Below are 15315 nucleotides of genomic sequence, written 5' to 3'. Positions count from 1 at the left end.
TCTATGTCGAATTTTCGCATTTCCAGCAAATTGATTTTGCTGACGACGGGCCTCGTCATCATGTTCGCCGTAGCTGCCGTATTCCTCATTAATTCAGCAACGAAGACGATCTATAGCGAGCGCAAGGACGCACTGAAGACACAGGTCGACATCGCCTATTCGATCGTGACCAAACTCCATAGTGACGAGACTGCCGGGAAAATAGGTCGTAATGAGGCGGTTGCGCAGGCGACGGCACTAATTTCGCAGATTCATTACGAGCCGAATGGCGTTATTTTCGGATATGACTATTCCGGCGTGCGCGTCATCAACCCGGGCAATGTCGGAGTTGGCAAGAATTTCATGGCCCTGACCGACAAAAACGGAACGCCACTGATTAAGAATATCGTGGATGCCGGCAGAGCCGGGGGTGGTTACAGTGAATATTTGTGGCCGAAGCCCGGTGGTGCAGATGATGTGACGTTTAAGAAGCTCTCATACTCAAAGGCATTTGAGCCTTGGCAGTTGGTGCTTGGTACTGGCGCATACCTCGACGACATCGATGCGAAGGTTAATCAGGTTTACGGTCAGGCACTCGGGGTCGTGGCGGCCGTCCTCATCGTCAGCTTAATAGGAGCATTTGTGGTTATGCGCAGCATCACACAACCGCTCGCCCGCATTCATTCATCTTTGTCGGCGGTTTCGAATGATGACGTCGCGATCGCTATCCCCCATACGAACATGACGAACGAAATCGGGATGATGGCAAGAGCCACGAAGATCCTTCAGGACAAGGTTCGCGATCGTCTGGCGATGGAAAAGCGTGAAGGCGAACAGCAGAAGCTGATCGAACAGGAACGTTCCGAGAGCTCCCGCATTCAGCAGGAGGAAGCTGAGGGACAGGCACATGTCGTGAAACAATTGAGCCAGGCACTTGCGGCACTTTCTGAGGGCGATCTCACGGTGCGCTGCTCGGATCTCGGGAGCCGTTATAATGTACTGCGCGCCAATTTCAACTCCGCGATAAGTAGGCTTCTTCAAGCAATGCAGGCGGTCGCACGCAATGCCGGCGCCATCACGGCGGGCTCGGAGCAGATCCGCAGTGCATCGGACGAACTGTCGAAGCGCACGGAACAGCAGGCAGCCTCCGTCGAGGAGACGGCTGCGGCATTGGAGGAGATCACGACGACGGTGGCACAGGCAAGCCGACGCGCCGAAGAGGCAGGGCGTCTTGTGCGTCGGACACGGGAGAATGCCGAGATATCCGGCACCGTCGTTGCCCGCGCCATTGAGGCAATGAGCAAAATTGAAGCCTCTTCAGAAGAAATTTCCGGCATCATCGGCGTCATTGATGAAATCGCTTTTCAGACCAATTTGCTGGCTCTCAACGCCGGCGTCGAGGCGGCGCGTGCAGGTGACGCCGGGAAAGGCTTTGCAGTCGTCGCGCAGGAGGTGCGTGAACTCGCGCAACGCTCTGCCAAGGCTGCGCAACAGATCAACCAGTTGATTGCCGTTTCGAATGTCCACGTTCAGACGGGCGTTGCTTTGGTTGGCGAAACAGGCAGTGCGCTCCATACTATCGTGTCGCAGGTCAAGCAGGTGAGCGACAATGTCGAGGCGATTGTGGAAGCTGCCAAGGAGCAGTCTCTCGGAATTGCCGAGATAAACCAGGCAATCAACGTCGTCGACCGCGGCACCCAGAAAAATGCGGCGATGGTTGAGGAATCCGCTGCCGCCGCCCACAGTCTTGCAGCCGAAGCCACCGCACTATTCCGTTTGCTTGGCGAGTTCAATGTTGGTGGCACCGCGACAGCTCAGGTCACAGCCAAGATCGCATCGGTTGGTTAAAGCAGATGGCTCATGCGCCTCTAAACGAAAATCTGCCTGCGCGTCAGGCGGTTGCACCGCGCCATCGATGAGAGCTGTACTAAGCACCTACAGTGGTCGGCCCAGGCGTAGCTATCACGGCACCCAGCCAGTTGTTTCCTTCGATTTTTCGATGGATCTGGTCAAGGAGCATTTGATGAAAGAGCTTCGCAGGAATGGTCAGTTCCGTCTGAGGAGGGCTTACAAATGCCCAATCGACAAAGAGGCCCTCAATAGGGCTTGCTGAAATAAGACCCTGGCTGAGGGCGGCGTCGATCGCACAATAGGGCAGGATACTGTAGGCCGTGCCTTTGGCGACGAGCGCCGCAATCATACTCGTCGAATTGCTGTCAGCTAGGACGCGCATCGGAAGCTGGCTACGCCCAAAAGCGTCTTCGATCGCTACCCGAAAATTATTCATTCTGTTGGTCATTATGAGCGGCTTGCCAGCAGCGCTATCCAACTTGAGCTGCTGATTTAGGTCATAGTTCTCAGAGGCGGGGGCGACCAGGAAAAGGGTTTCCCTGAATAGAAATTCGGAGCGCATAACCTGATTCTCATCGGACACGACGATTGCGCAGTCGATTTTGCTCTGCTGGATACCGGCAATAAGATCCAAACTGATCCCTTCGCGAATATGAAGGTGAACATCAGTATACTGTCGGCAGTAAGCGTCGATCAACTCGATGCTCACCATCTGGGCGATGGCAGGGGGCAACCCCACCGTCAGGTGGCCTCGCGGTTCCGATTGATCGGCAACGACATCACGAAGCTTGTCAAACTCGTAGACGAGCGCTGTTGCTTTTTCACGCAGAGCCTTGCCCGCAGCGGTCAACGCGACGCCATGGCCGGATCGAATGAAAAGCGCTTCGCCTAGATCTTCCTCAAGCAGCCGGATCTGCCTCGAAAGAGCGGGCTGCGCGATATTGAGAACTTCAGAGGCACGCGTGAAATTGCCGTGTTCGGCTATCTCCAGAAAGTATCGAATTTGCCGCAAATTCATGACCCGGTTTCCGCCCTATTCATTTTTGGTCCCATCATGCCGTGAAGTGGAAAGAGGCGTCAACTATGGCGGCGCGGACCGCGGGAATTGAAGTCGTCATCAACGCAGCAGCCGGTAAGCTTCTCTCACCCCCTAGCTGACCCCGTACCGTCACGCGACGAACGAGGTCCTATTGGTTCTCGGCCGTTTGCGTTGTTCAGCAGCGTCAGCGAACTGATCGTTTAGTTAGATGTCGGGCGTCTGATCGTTCTCAGAGACACCCATGGCGCCTGCACGCACGCTAGAGGCCCTAGTTTTTGATGATGCCGCCGGCCTCTACTACCGACTCCGGTGTGTCCAAATCCAGCAGCGCGGCTTCGCCAATTTCCACCTGAATGACCGGCAATGATGCATTCTCGATAAGGTGCCGAGCCCCGATGTCACCCTGCAGCTGAAAGATATTCGGATAGAGCGATTTCGGAAGTATGACCGGGTTTCCCGGGCTGCCATGACAAGCCGCGCGCACGATGCAATCACACCCGGAAGATTGGAACGCGTTGATTAACTCGTCGAGGTGCGAGCTCCGCAAGCCCGGCATATCGGCGAGCATCACCAGTGCCCCCTCGACCGCCCGATCTTGAAGCCGTGACACACCTGCAATCAAAGAGCTCGCCATTCCCGAAAGATATTGTGGATTGTCGACCAGTTCGAGCCTCAGGCCTTCAATCGCAGTTTCGATCTCGGATCGCCTATGGCCCGTTACGAGGATGACGGCCCGCGCGCTCGACTCGAGTGCGATCGCGGCCATACGTCGAACCAGCGGAATTCCGTCAAATTCTGCGAGCAACTTATGGGCGCCGCTGGGGCCCATGCGGGTCGCCTGACCAGCGGCAAGCAAGATGATGGCAACACGGCGAAACGGGCCTTGTCCCACAGACGTGCTCTTCGCATGAGTTTCCAGAGCATCGTTAGACATGCCAACCTATCCTTTCCTTCAGCCGCCAGTGACACTCATATGCCGTACCACGGCGGGGCGATTATGCGTGCGGTCGATGATGAAATCGTGGCCTTTCTGCTTGCGGGTGATGGCTTCGTCGATGGCGGCGTGGAGGAGGGCGTCGTCTTCGGTGGCGCGCAGTGCGGAACGCAGGTCGGCGGCGTCGTTCTGGCCGAGGCACATATAGAGCGTGCCGGTGCAGGTGAGGCGGACGCGGTTGCAGCTCTCGCAGAAATTATGGGTCATCGGCGTGATGAAGCCGAGGCGGCCGCCGGTCTCGGTGACCCTGACGTAACGCGCCGGGCCGCCGGTCTGATCGTCGATATCCGTGAGAGTGAACTGCTTCTCCAGATCGGCGCGCAACTCGGAGAGCGGCAGGTACCGGTCGGTGCGGTCTTCTTCGATCTCGCCCATCGGCATGGTTTCGATGACGGTCAAGTCCATGCCGCGGCCATGGGCGAAGCGCAGGAGATCGGGCATCTCGGCGTCGTTGAAACCCTTCAGCGCCACGGCGTTGAGCTTGATCTTCAGCCCGGCCTTCTCTGCGGCGTCGATGCCTTCCATGACCTTGGCGAAATCGCCCCAGCGGGTGATCTTGCGGAACTTGTCGGGATCGAGCGTATCGAGCGAGACGTTGATGCGGCGCACGCCGCAATCATAGAGCTCCTCGGCATGGCGGGACAGTTGAGAGCCGTTGGTGGTCAGCGTCAATTCGTCGAGGCCGGCGCCGATCTTTTCGCCGACCTGGCGAACCAGATACATGATGTTCTTGCGTACCAGCGGCTCGCCGCCGGTGAGCCTGATCTTGCGCACGCCCTTGGCGATGAAGGCGGAACAGAGCCGGTCGAGCTCTTCCAGCGTCAACAGGTCCTTCTTCGGCAGGAAGGTCATGTTCTCGGCCATGCAATAGGTGCAGCGGAAATCGCAGCGGTCGGTGACGGAGACGCGGAGATAGGTGACCGCCCGCCCAAAAGGGTCGATCATCCGTCTTTTCTGCGGTTGGTATCTTACGTCCCTCGAGGCGAGCATAGGAGCTCTCCAAAAAACACACAGAAACTCTGCATCGTAAATTGATAAAACCGCGACCGACACCCGAACCGCGATGCCTGGCGCCCCGGCGATTTCTTGGTTAGCATGTCGAGTTATCGAGCCAGATTGCCTCAGCCCTTCGATTATGCCTTCCCGTCGAGCGCTGATATGGTGCGGCCGCGTGTTTCGATGCCCCACTCCAGATAGGCAAAAAAGGTGAGAGCGTGTGCTGACGTTCCAGCATAGTGAACATCTATTCTCCCCTTCGTCCGGTATCGATCGTCCAAGTCAGACAGCCGACCTCAGATGGCTCCTCCCAGTTTGCCCGACGCCCTCCCTGCCACCTCTCGAGCCTTGGCTAGCTAGATGCTTACATTGCCCGAGAGGCGGCACGGGGGAGACTAGCAGCGTTGAGAATTTATTTATCTAATGATAATTAAATTTGTCAATATGAATTCGAAAATCCGGCGCAGGGGGCTTGTGTTCGACCCACCACAATCGGCCCGGCCGGCCCCGCTGCCGTCGGGTTCAATAGTGATGAGTTGGTGAACTGCGGCGATTTTAGGAGACTTGTGCCGCGAGCTTCGCAGGCTCGCGATCCGAAAGTTTCGCGAAATATGCTTGGATGCCCTGATGGAAAACATCAACGACGTTTGCGATGATCCGGTGACGATCTTGCGGCGGCGGCAGGCTGAAGATGTGCTCGCGAACGCCGAGATAGAAGATGCCGCTGTGCAAAGCCCACGCCAGTTCCAATTCTTCAGCCTGAGGTTTCGCCTCGCCGTCGAGTCCCGCCAGGTACCGGTATTCCTTTATGATACGCTGCAAGATCCGTTCTTCAAGCAGACCAATATACCATCGATTGATGTCCGCGCCTTTCAGTCCTGAGAAGAGATAGATGCGCATCCAGTCTCGGGTAAAAATGGTTTCGGTGTAGCTTCTGTAGAAAGTCTTTAGCCGCCAATCCAGTGGCTGGTCGCGTTCACAGAGCAAGCGATCCCACTCCACATCCCACCGATCGAGGTAAACGGAGCGATAGGCCGCGCGGACGAGATCGTCCTTGCTTGGAAAGTAGCGATAGAGCAGGGGTTGCGTGATGCCGAGCTGTCGCGCGATCTCACGCGTGCTGCTCTCAAACCCGTGCTCTGAGAACAGATTGATTGCCTTTTTGAGAATCTCCTCTCGCCGCTCTGTAGGCGGTAGGCGGCGTCTTTTGGCGGCGTTCTTTGGAACCATTTTCCCGTTAATTTTGATTTGGCGTGGAAGGATTTTTCTACACGGAAAAAAACCCCTTGACTATCGGCAAAATGTAGTTTTATTTATCGACTGATAACTACTGAGGAGGAAACCATCATGACGTTTACCCGTCAGGCTATCTACGACGCCGCGAAAAAGGTTTCGAACTGGGGTCGCTGGGGCGAGGACGACCAGATCGGCACACTCAACAACATCGAGCCCGCCGACATCGTCGCGGCCGCCTCGCTGGTAAGGAAGGGCAAGACCTTTTCGCTCGGTCTGTCGCTCAAGGAGCAAATCCAGTCAGGCCTGTTTGGAGGCCGCTGGAACCCGATCCACACAATGTTGGCCACGGGCACAGACGCTGCCGCTGGCAATCAAGATGAGCCTGCACCCTATCTTCGTTACGCCGACGATGCGATCAACATGCCCTGCCAGGCCTCGACGCAGTGGGATGCGCTCTGCCACATCTTTCTTGATGACAAGATGTATAACGGCTACGACGCCAAATTGGTCGACGTCAAAGGCGCCAAGAAGCTCGGTATTGAGCATTATCGCGACAAGATGGTCGGACGTGGCGTTCTTCTCGACGTCGCGCGCTGGAAAGGTGTTGCATCGCTTGACGATGGCTACCCGATCACGCCCGAGGATCTTGATGGATGCGCCGCCACGCAGGGCGTGGAAATACGCAAGGGCGATTTCGTAATCGTTCGCACAGGCCATCAGGAGCGCTGTCTGGCGAAGGGAAGCTGGGACGGGTACGCCGGAGGCGATGCGCCCGGCATGGGCTTTGATACCTGCTTCTGGCTTCGAGAGAAGGACGTTGCCGGTATCTGCACCGACACCTGGGGATGCGAAGTCCGTCCCAATCAAACCAAGGAAGCCAACCAGCCTTGGCACTGGGTGGTCATTCCGGCAATGGGAATCGCGATGGGTGAGATCTTTTATCTCAAGGAGCTTGCTGAGGATTGCTCCGCGGACAAGGTCTACGAGTTCTTCTTCCTGGCGCCTCCTCTGCATTTGCCAGGCGGGGCCGGCTCGCCGATCAATCCGCAAGCCATCAAGTGAACGAGACAATGTCGGGCTTCAACATCCTTGAACGGCTCTCGCTTTCTGGCCGCAGGGCGCTTGTCACCGGTGCTGGCCGCGGCCTCGGGCGCTCGATTGCCGAGGGGCTGGCAAGCGCTGACGCAGAGGTCACACTTTGCGCCAGGACCGAAAGTGAAGTCGAGGAGGGCGCCCAGATCATCCGGGATCACGGCTTCAAGGCCCGCGCGCTCGTCGCAGATGTCAGCGACATCGCAGGTTTTCGTGGCCAGATCGAGGCTTTGCCAGCCTTCGATATTTTCGTCAACAATGCCGGCACGAACAGGCCCAAACCTCTGGAAAACGTGACCGTCGACGACTTCGATGCGGTGATGGGATTGAACGTCCGGGCCGCGGTCTTTGCGGCTCAGGCAGTCACGGGCCGTATGGCAGCGTTAGGCATTCAGGGTTCGGTCATCAACATGTCATCGCAGATGGGTCACGTCGGTGCTGCCAACCGCACCATCTACTGCGCTTCCAAGTGGGCGCTGGAAGGCTTTACGAAAGCACTCGCCATTGAGCTCGGCCCTGTTGGGATTCGCGTCAACACGGTCGCGCCGACCTTTATCGAAACTCCGATGACAAGACCGTTTCTCGAAGATCCTGCCGCGCGCAACGCCATCGTTTCGAAAATTAAGCTCGGGCGCCTGGGTACGCCCGAGGACGTGGTCGGAGCGGTGCTTTTCCTCGCCTCGGACGCATCGTCACTCATCACGGGAAGCGCTCTTGTGGTCGATGGTGGCTGGACGGCGGATTGATCGGTCGGAGAAATGTACCCACATTCCCAGTCGGCTTCCCTACCTGGGATCGGGACGTTGGCTAACGAAGGTAACCACCTGTTCCGTATGGAAAATCTTGACTGCGGTAATTGTTCCTGCTTGACATCGAAGCCGTTTAGTGTTCGACTGATAAATAATGTTCTTTGGAAGGGGTCGCGGAGTTCGGGAGGGGTTCCAGGCCGAGCGAGCCGCGTCTGGGCTGCACGCGACAGGCGTGCTGGAACGCGCATTTAAGACGAAGTTTTCGGGAGGATCGCCAATGCGATGTGAATTGCAGGCCGCGCCATTGCTGTCAGGCGCACATCCGGCGCTGGCCGATCCATGGGAATTCGCCATCAATGCCAGCGGCGATGTAGTCCTCGCCGTTCTGATCGAGACCCGCGGTCCCGCTTACCGCTCGGCAGGAGCGGCCATGGCGATTCTTCCAGACGGGCGTTTTGCCGGGGCGATAACATCCGGCTGTGTCGAAGCCGACCTCATCTTGCATGCAAATGAGATCCGCGCGTCCGGTGAGGTGCGTCTGCTTTGCTACGGCGAGGGATCGCGTTTTATTGATATCCGCCTTCCGTGCGGTGGCGGTATTGATGTCATGTTGTTTCCCCTCCGGGATGTCGATGTTCTGCGAAAACTTTCCAAGGCAAGGAAGCTCCGGTCCCCTGTCAGCTTGCAGATTTCGAAATTCGGACGGCTTACGCTCGGACCGATCCGTGAAACGAAAATCGACGCTCATGGTTTCGCCCTCGGCTTCGAACCGCCGCTGAAATTTGTCACTTTCGGCGCTGGACCAGAGGCATCAGTGTTTGCTGCGTTGGCGGAGGGGCTGGGTTATCAACAACTGCTGGTATCTCATGACGCGATAACCCTTGCGTCAACGCGGGCATCTGGAAATCAGTGCCGCGAACTCACAAACCTTTCGGAGCTTTGCGCGCTGCAAATCGATACGCGCACCGCGGCTGTCCTTTTCTACCATGATCACGACTATGAGCCCGAAATCCTGAAGCATCTTCTCTCGACCCCTGCCTTCTATATCGGCGCTCAAGGCAGTCGTGCCACGCAACGCTCAAGGCTGCAGCGGCTGGACGAGATTGGTGTCTCCCTTGAGCAGTCGAGCCGAGTTCGCGGGCCGATTGGCGTGATCCCCTCATCGCGCGATCCAAAGTCGCTGGCGGTGTCCGTGCTCGCCGAGATCGTGGCAGCGGGTTCGCAGGCCTCTAAAGCCTCCGAGCAGCGTAACCTAACGAAGGAGTGCTGCCTGTGATCGATTGCATTGTTCCAAGAGCAGCGCGAGGTGAGCCATGACTTCGGCCTGCTGGACCGCCCGTCTTCATACGTGGTTGTCATGGTTGCACCACGAGGCCGCGCGACTTGGCTCAGCACATTGTGTCTATGATTGCCACGAACTGTGGCCGGGTATGAACCGGGTTCGGCCGGATATGGAAGGCACAGGGGACGAGGCGGACAAAAATGACACCGGCTGGCACACAAGACGTTAACGATCGACTGCGGCCGTATGTCCTTTCACCGCACTGATTGACGAGAGATTTCATGTCAAACGCAGACATCACCATTGTCCGGCGTCGACAGGAGTGCCTGATGTGAACTGGAACAGCGTTGAACATCTATCGTTCGCCGGAACGGATCTGCAGGAGCTCTCAGCGTCGCTTTCCCACCTGCACAATGGAGAGGTGAGAAGGGAAAGCAGAGGGGCAACGAAATACCGGATCGACTTGGTCGGCACGCGAGGGGTCTCGATCATAGCGAGCAGCTATGACGGAGCTTTCACGATCCATTTTCCCGCGTCGATCGACACGGCCACGGTTCTGATCCCGCTTACGGGCAACGCCTTGGTGGCGGTCACCGACCGCAAGATACCCTCCATCGAAAACCTCGGCGTTTTTGTTGATCGGCTACAGAATTATGAGCTTCACATTGCCGGCCCTCGAACCCACCTTTGCTTGAGGGTGCCTCACGTCGAGCTAGCGCGGCGGATCGAAGTTCGATTGAATATTTCAGTGCGGGGCCGCCTGCAATTCGCCAATGAAATCGATCTTTCTCAGGGACCGGGTTTGGATTTGGCGCGTCTCGCGACAACCATGCATCACGGCCTCGCGGGCGAGACCCTGCATAAAACACCGGTGGCGCTCGGGCATCTTCTGGAAGCTAGCCTCGAGTTTCTTATCGAAGCGGTTGGGCACAACTACGCCCGCGAGTTTTCCCGCAGCACCACATCTCCCATTCCACGGCACGTCAAGCATGCGATCCACTATATGCATACCAACGTTTCCCGCGGGGTGACGCTGAACGAGATCGCCGAGGCGTGCAGCGTCAGTACCCGCACCCTGCAGGATGGTTTTCGAAAATTCCGCATGACGACGCCCATGACCTTTCTAGAGCATCTCCGTCTCGATGCTGTTCGTCGGGAGCTTTCATCTGGTGAATCTGATCAATCCGTAAGAGCCATTGCACAGAAATGGGGCTTTACACATGTCGGCCGGTTCTCCGGCCAATATCGAAGGCGCTTCGGCGAACTGCCATCGCAAACCCTTAGCAGGACGGGGGACAATCCGGCATAGCCAAAACAGACCGCATGCGGCCAATGACGAGCCCGACCGATCAGAACCGGCGTTCCACTCGCCTTGTTCCTCGATCGTAACCGGTCTTCCACTCCCACGTTGTCCTGGCTGCCCGCCCTTCCATTGGACGAGAAGGGGAGTTTCTCCATGGAGACCAAATTGGATGTTCTCACGATCAGGAAAATCTGGACGTGAGCTTGAAGCGTCGAAGACCACGAGTTGGATTTCGTGCCGTGCGTCGTCAAAGGGCAACGGGCGCCGTAATATTGCAATAGCATAATCCGGGGTTGAGACCGGGACCATCGCCGACTGACCGATCGGCTCGAAAACGATCCGATCGGTTTTTGCTTTGATGGCGCCGCCAAATCCGACGGCAGCTCTTTCGTTGATCACCAGATCAATGAAAATCACAGTATGCCAGCCGTTACATTCAGGGACGCGGTGGGATAGCGACCTGCCAGACCACCGCTATAACTCACGCCTCAGATCAAGGTGCCCAACCTGTCCGTCACATCGCCGGACATGGACCCTATAGCAAAAGACTGGTTGCACAATTACCCTCGACCGCTCTGCATACACGTTGTTCGTTGGCATCGAGCGTCAATGCTAGGATTTGACCCCTGCGATGCCGTCGCGCGAACGGTTGGCCAATCAAGCGCTTGACCGTACGACCAGTGTTCCCGACAGCATTCGCGTGAACCCATTATCGGAGGCCTTGATGTTGGGATCGTCGATCAGGTTTACTGCCTCCTGCACCATCCGCTCCACTGGTTGCCGAATCGTCGTCAATTGGTAGGAACTCCAGCTTGCCATCGGGATGTCGTCGAAGCCGGCAACGGCCAAATCCTGCGGGATACGCAGCCCCCGCTCTTTCGCAGCATCGATGACAGCCAAAGCCATGATGTCGTTGCAGCAGAAGATGGCGTCTGGCGGATCGGCGGCTGAAAGAAGGTGAACACCCGCTTCCTTGGCGATCTCATACTGGTAGTTGCCGCTGGCCTGCGCGTGGATTGTTCGTCCTGCCTCGGCAAGTACATCGCGGAACCCGCGGACACGCTCGGCATGGGTGGACGTATTGGCGATCCCACCTATCAAACCGATCCTCTGGTGACCACGATCGAGCAAAAGTCGGCCGATGTCGCGCCCTCCCTGATAGTTGTCGCAAGAGACCGCGTTGGTGCGGATATCTCGCTGTATCCGATTAAGCAGGACGGCCTTGATCTGATTTTGCCGGCATGCGCGCGCCATGTTCGATGTGAGGGAGGCAGACGTAACAATGATGCCCGACGGACGAGCCGCCAGCACCTGGTCCGTGACCGCGTCGATACTACTGTCAGTTGGCAGGGCGTAAACCAGCAACTGGCGCTCGCTCTCTTGAAGGTGCCTTGCAAGGGTATCGAGCACGAGCGGGTAAAAGGGATTGTGAAGGTCTCCCGCAACGAGCGTTATCGTGCTTTCTGCCACGGCCTTCGCGGTCCGCCGGGCCGGGCTGATGTAACCGATCTCCTCGGCGACCGCGAAGATCTTCTTTTTCTTTTCCGGATTGATCGGCGCCCCTGGTGTGAAGGCGCGCGAAACGGCGGCGATTGAGACGCCGGCTGCATGGGCAACCTGTTTTGCCGTCGGTTTCATCTAAGTGATCCTGAAAATTTTTCACTATCATTATGAAAACTTGCAACGCAGATGTAGCAGCTTATGCTCCTCACAGAAAGGGAGAAGATGATGGCTATTACCTACATTAAGCGCGGAAAGCCGGAAAACGAACGCTCCGAAGACGACCAGAAGGTTCGTTCGACCGTTGAAAGTATTTTGAAAGATATTGAGGCGCGAGGCGACACCGCGGTTCGCGAACTCTCGGAAAAATTCGACAAATATTCGCCGGCGTCCTTCAAGCTCTCTGCGAGCGAGATCGAGGCGCTCATGAACCGGGTTTCGGCTCGTGACATGGAAGACATCAAATTCGCGCAGGCCCAGGTTCGAAATTTCGCACAGGCTCAACGCGACTCCATGCTCGACATCGAGGTCGAGACACTGCCGGGTGTCATTCTTGGGCACAAGAACATTCCCGTTCAGTCGGTCGGCTGCTACATTCCCGGCGGCAAATTCCCAATGGTGGCTTCGGCTCATATGTCGGTTGCGACTGCCTCCGTCGCCGGTGTCCCGCGGATTGCTGCCGCAACGCCGGCATTCAAGGGCGAACCGAACCCGGCCGTCATCGCGGCCATGCATCTCGGCGGAGCCCACGAAATCTACGTGCTCGGCGGAATCCAGGCCATCGGAGCACTTGCAATTGGAACCGAGACTATTGAGCCGATCCATATGCTCGTTGGCCCCGGCAATGCCTTTGTTGCCGAGGCGAAGCGGCAGTTGTACGGCCGCGTGGGGATCGACCTTTTTGCGGGCCCCACGGAAACGATGGTCATTGCCGACGAAACGGTCGATGCCGAACTCTGTGCAACAGATCTGCTCGGACAAGCTGAACATGGGTACAATTCGCCGGCAGTCCTGGTCACCAATTCGAGCAAACTTGCACAGGCGACCCTGTCGGAAATCGACCGCATCCTGAAAATCCTACCCACTGCCGATACCGCTTCAAAGAGCTGGGCGGACTATGGTGAGATCATTGTCTGCGACACCTATGAGGAGATGCTTGACGTCGCCAATGACATCGCCTCGGAGCATGTTCAGGTCATGACCGACCGGGACGACTGGTTCCTTGCCAATATGCATTCTTACGGCGCCCTGTTCCTTGGCCCCCGTACCAATGTCGCCAATGGCGACAAGGTTATTGGCACCAACCACACGCTGCCGACGAAGAAGGCCGGTCGCTACACCGGCGGTCTTTGGGTGGGGAAATTCATAAAGACCCATTCCTATCAGAAGGTTCTGACGGATGAGGCGGCCACGATGATCGGCCAGTACTGTTCGCGGCTTTGCATGCTGGAAGGGTTCGTCGGCCACGCGGAGCAAGCCAATGTGCGCGTCAGGCGGCATGGCGGCCGCAACGTCGCCTACGGAACGGCGGCTGAATGATTGCCTGAAGCAGGCTAGCGTTCAGATGCTTATGCTGTGGTCCCCTGGACCACAAAGGCAGGTCTCATGACTCGCCAACAATGCGTTTTGGTCGGCGGCTGACGCCGCCTCCAGGGCTGCGCACTCATGGGCTGTGAGCGCGCGAGGAGGAGAGGAGGGGCAATGAGGATCGGGACTCCACGTGAAATATGGGCCGGCGAAGCGCGCGTTGCTATGACGCCCGACAGTGCGGTCCATTTGCAGAAACTCGGCCACATCTGCTTGATCCAGTCAGGAGCCGGTCTTCTGGCGGGCTTTTCTGACGACGCCTACCGCGGTGCCGGTGTCGAGATCGTCGAAAGCGCGACGGAACTCTTCCGACTGGCAGACGTCATCGCAAAAGTACGCCCGCCGGAGCTCACCGAAATCGACAGCATCGACGCCGGAAAGACGATGATCTCGTTTTTTTATCCAGCGCAGAATGATGTGCTGCTTGCGCGGGCGACGGACAAGGGCGTCAACGTCATCGCGATGGATATGGTGCCGCGCATCTCGCGCGCTCAAAAGATGGATGCTTTGTCCTCGATGGCCAACATCGCCGGCTACCGCGCCGTGATTGAGGCGGGCAGCAATTTCGGCCGCTTCTTCACCGGCCAGGTCACGGCTGCCGGCAAGGTGCCACCAGCCAAGGTGCTGGTCATCGGCGCTGGCGTCGCCGGCCTTGCCGCCATCGGGACGGCAACAGCCTTGGGTGCCATTACCTATGCCTTCGACGTGCGCCCCGAAGTCGCCGAACAAATCGAAAGCATGGGCGCCGAGTTCGTATTCCTGGACTTTGGCGATCAGCAACAGGATGGAGCGGCGACGGGAGGATATGCGACGCCATCCTCGCCAGAATTTCGCCAGAAGCAGCTCGATAGGTTCCGCTCCCTAGCACGCGAAATCGACATCGTTATCACCACTGCCCTGATCCCCGGTCGCGACGCGCCAAAGCTCTGGCTGGCCGATATGGTGGCGATGATGAAGCCCGGCTCAGTGGTGGTGGATCTCGCTGCCGAAAGGGGTGGAAATTGCGATCTCACTGTCGGAGGCACACGGATCGTCTCGAGCAATGGTGTCGTGGTGATTGGCTATACCGATTTTCCAAGCCGCATGGCGACGCAATCTTCCACTCTCTATGCCACAAACATTCGCCACATGATGGCGGATCTGACACCAGCCAGGGATGGTAATCTCGTTCATAACATGGAAGACGACGTCATACGCGGCGCAACCGTCGCCTATGAAGGAGCCGTGACCTACCCGCCGCCGCCGCTCAAGGTGCAGGCCATTGCGGCGCAGAAGACTAAGCAGAAGCCCAAGGATCCAACTCCTGAAGAACGACGCCAGAGGGAAGTGGCAGCCTTCCGAGCTGAGACGCGCGGTCAAGCCGCTTTGCTCGCGTTCGCAACGTTACTCCTGCTTGTTGCCGGCGCTTACGCCCCGGCAAGCTTCATGAATCATCTAATCGTCTTTTCGTTGTCCTGCTTTATCGGGTTCCAGGTGATCTGGAAGGTCTCGCACGCCCTTCACACTCCGCTCATGGCTGTTACCAATGCCGTCTCCGGCATTGTCATCCTGGGCGCGGTGCTGCAGATCGGCTCCACGTCGATTCCGGTAACGGTCCTTGCGTCAATTGCCGTCCTCATATCGACGATCAACATCATCGGCGGCTTTTTCGTGACGCGGCGCATGCTGGCAATGTTCCAGAAGTCCTGACCTGGAGGAGGGATCGAT

Annotated in this window: 12 protein-coding genes; 7 read left to right on the top strand and 5 right to left on the bottom strand. The window is 57.5% G+C overall.

The features are described 5' to 3' along the window. Positions 1 to 3: 3 nt before the first annotated feature. Complete coding sequence (locus tag N2601_RS32865; RefSeq protein ID WP_260305859.1) at positions 4 to 1827, top strand: methyl-accepting chemotaxis protein; 1824 nt, start codon at positions 4 to 6, stop codon at positions 1825 to 1827. A 79-nt stretch (positions 1828 to 1906) separates the two neighbouring features. On the opposite strand, the gene N2601_RS32860 is transcribed toward N2601_RS32865, so the two are convergent. The 4 genes from N2601_RS32860 to N2601_RS32845 form a co-directional block, all read right to left on the bottom strand. Beyond that, the gene (locus N2601_RS32860) at positions 1907 to 2848 is read right to left on the bottom strand and encodes a LysR family transcriptional regulator (RefSeq protein ID WP_260305856.1); all 942 of its coding nucleotides are present in this window, start codon (positions 2846 to 2848) and stop codon (positions 1907 to 1909) included. Between the two features lie 289 nt (positions 2849 to 3137). After that, a complete protein-coding gene (locus N2601_RS32855) occupies positions 3138 to 3803 on the bottom strand; it encodes a nucleotidyltransferase family protein (protein WP_260305855.1) in 666 nt (221 codons plus the stop codon). An 18-nt stretch (positions 3804 to 3821) separates the two neighbouring features. Beyond that, positions 3822 to 4853: a GTP 3',8-cyclase MoaA gene (gene moaA, locus N2601_RS32850; protein ID WP_260305854.1), complete on the bottom strand. Its 1032-nt coding sequence runs from the start codon at positions 4851 to 4853 to the stop codon at positions 3822 to 3824. A gap of 561 nt (positions 4854 to 5414) precedes the next feature. Then, entirely contained in the window at positions 5415 to 6089 is a 675-nt protein-coding gene (locus N2601_RS32845; protein WP_260305853.1) for a TetR/AcrR family transcriptional regulator, read from the bottom strand. A 117-nt stretch (positions 6090 to 6206) separates the two neighbouring features. Between N2601_RS32845 and N2601_RS32840 the strand changes: the two genes are divergently transcribed. From N2601_RS32840 to N2601_RS32825, 4 genes are all read left to right on the top strand, one after another. Further along, entirely contained in the window at positions 6207 to 7157 is a 951-nt protein-coding gene (locus N2601_RS32840) for a cyclase family protein (RefSeq protein ID WP_260305852.1), read from the top strand. Positions 7158 to 7165: 8 nt separating this feature from the next. Continuing rightward, positions 7166 to 7933 (top strand): SDR family NAD(P)-dependent oxidoreductase, encoded by a 768-nt coding sequence (locus tag N2601_RS32835; protein WP_260305851.1) that lies wholly within the window; start codon positions 7166 to 7168, stop codon positions 7931 to 7933. A 280-nt stretch (positions 7934 to 8213) separates the two neighbouring features. Further along, a complete protein-coding gene (locus N2601_RS32830; RefSeq protein ID WP_260305850.1) occupies positions 8214 to 9212 on the top strand; it encodes an XdhC family protein in 999 nt (332 codons plus the stop codon). 337 nt (positions 9213 to 9549) lie between these two features. Next, entirely contained in the window at positions 9550 to 10527 is a 978-nt protein-coding gene (locus N2601_RS32825; RefSeq protein WP_260305849.1) for a helix-turn-helix transcriptional regulator, read from the top strand. A 651-nt stretch (positions 10528 to 11178) separates the two neighbouring features. On the opposite strand, the gene N2601_RS32820 is transcribed toward N2601_RS32825, so the two are convergent. Next, positions 11179 to 12159 (bottom strand): LacI family DNA-binding transcriptional regulator, encoded by a 981-nt coding sequence (locus tag N2601_RS32820; protein WP_260305848.1) that lies wholly within the window; start codon positions 12157 to 12159, stop codon positions 11179 to 11181. A 90-nt stretch (positions 12160 to 12249) separates the two neighbouring features. Between N2601_RS32820 and hisD the strand changes: the two genes are divergently transcribed. Then, a complete protein-coding gene (hisD, locus tag N2601_RS32815; RefSeq protein WP_260305845.1) occupies positions 12250 to 13560 on the top strand; it encodes a histidinol dehydrogenase in 1311 nt (436 codons plus the stop codon). A 162-nt stretch (positions 13561 to 13722) separates the two neighbouring features. Further along, on the top strand, positions 13723 to 15297 hold the full coding sequence (locus N2601_RS32810; protein ID WP_260305844.1) for a Re/Si-specific NAD(P)(+) transhydrogenase subunit alpha: 1575 nt from the start codon (positions 13723 to 13725) through the stop codon (positions 15295 to 15297). Positions 15298 to 15315 lie beyond the last annotated feature (18 nt).

The organism is Rhizobium sp. CB3060, assembly GCF_025200735.1.
GTDB lineage: Bacteria > Pseudomonadota > Alphaproteobacteria > Rhizobiales > Rhizobiaceae > Rhizobium.
Note: the sequence above shows the minus strand (reverse complement) of the source record. Positions and strands in the feature narration are given on the sequence as shown.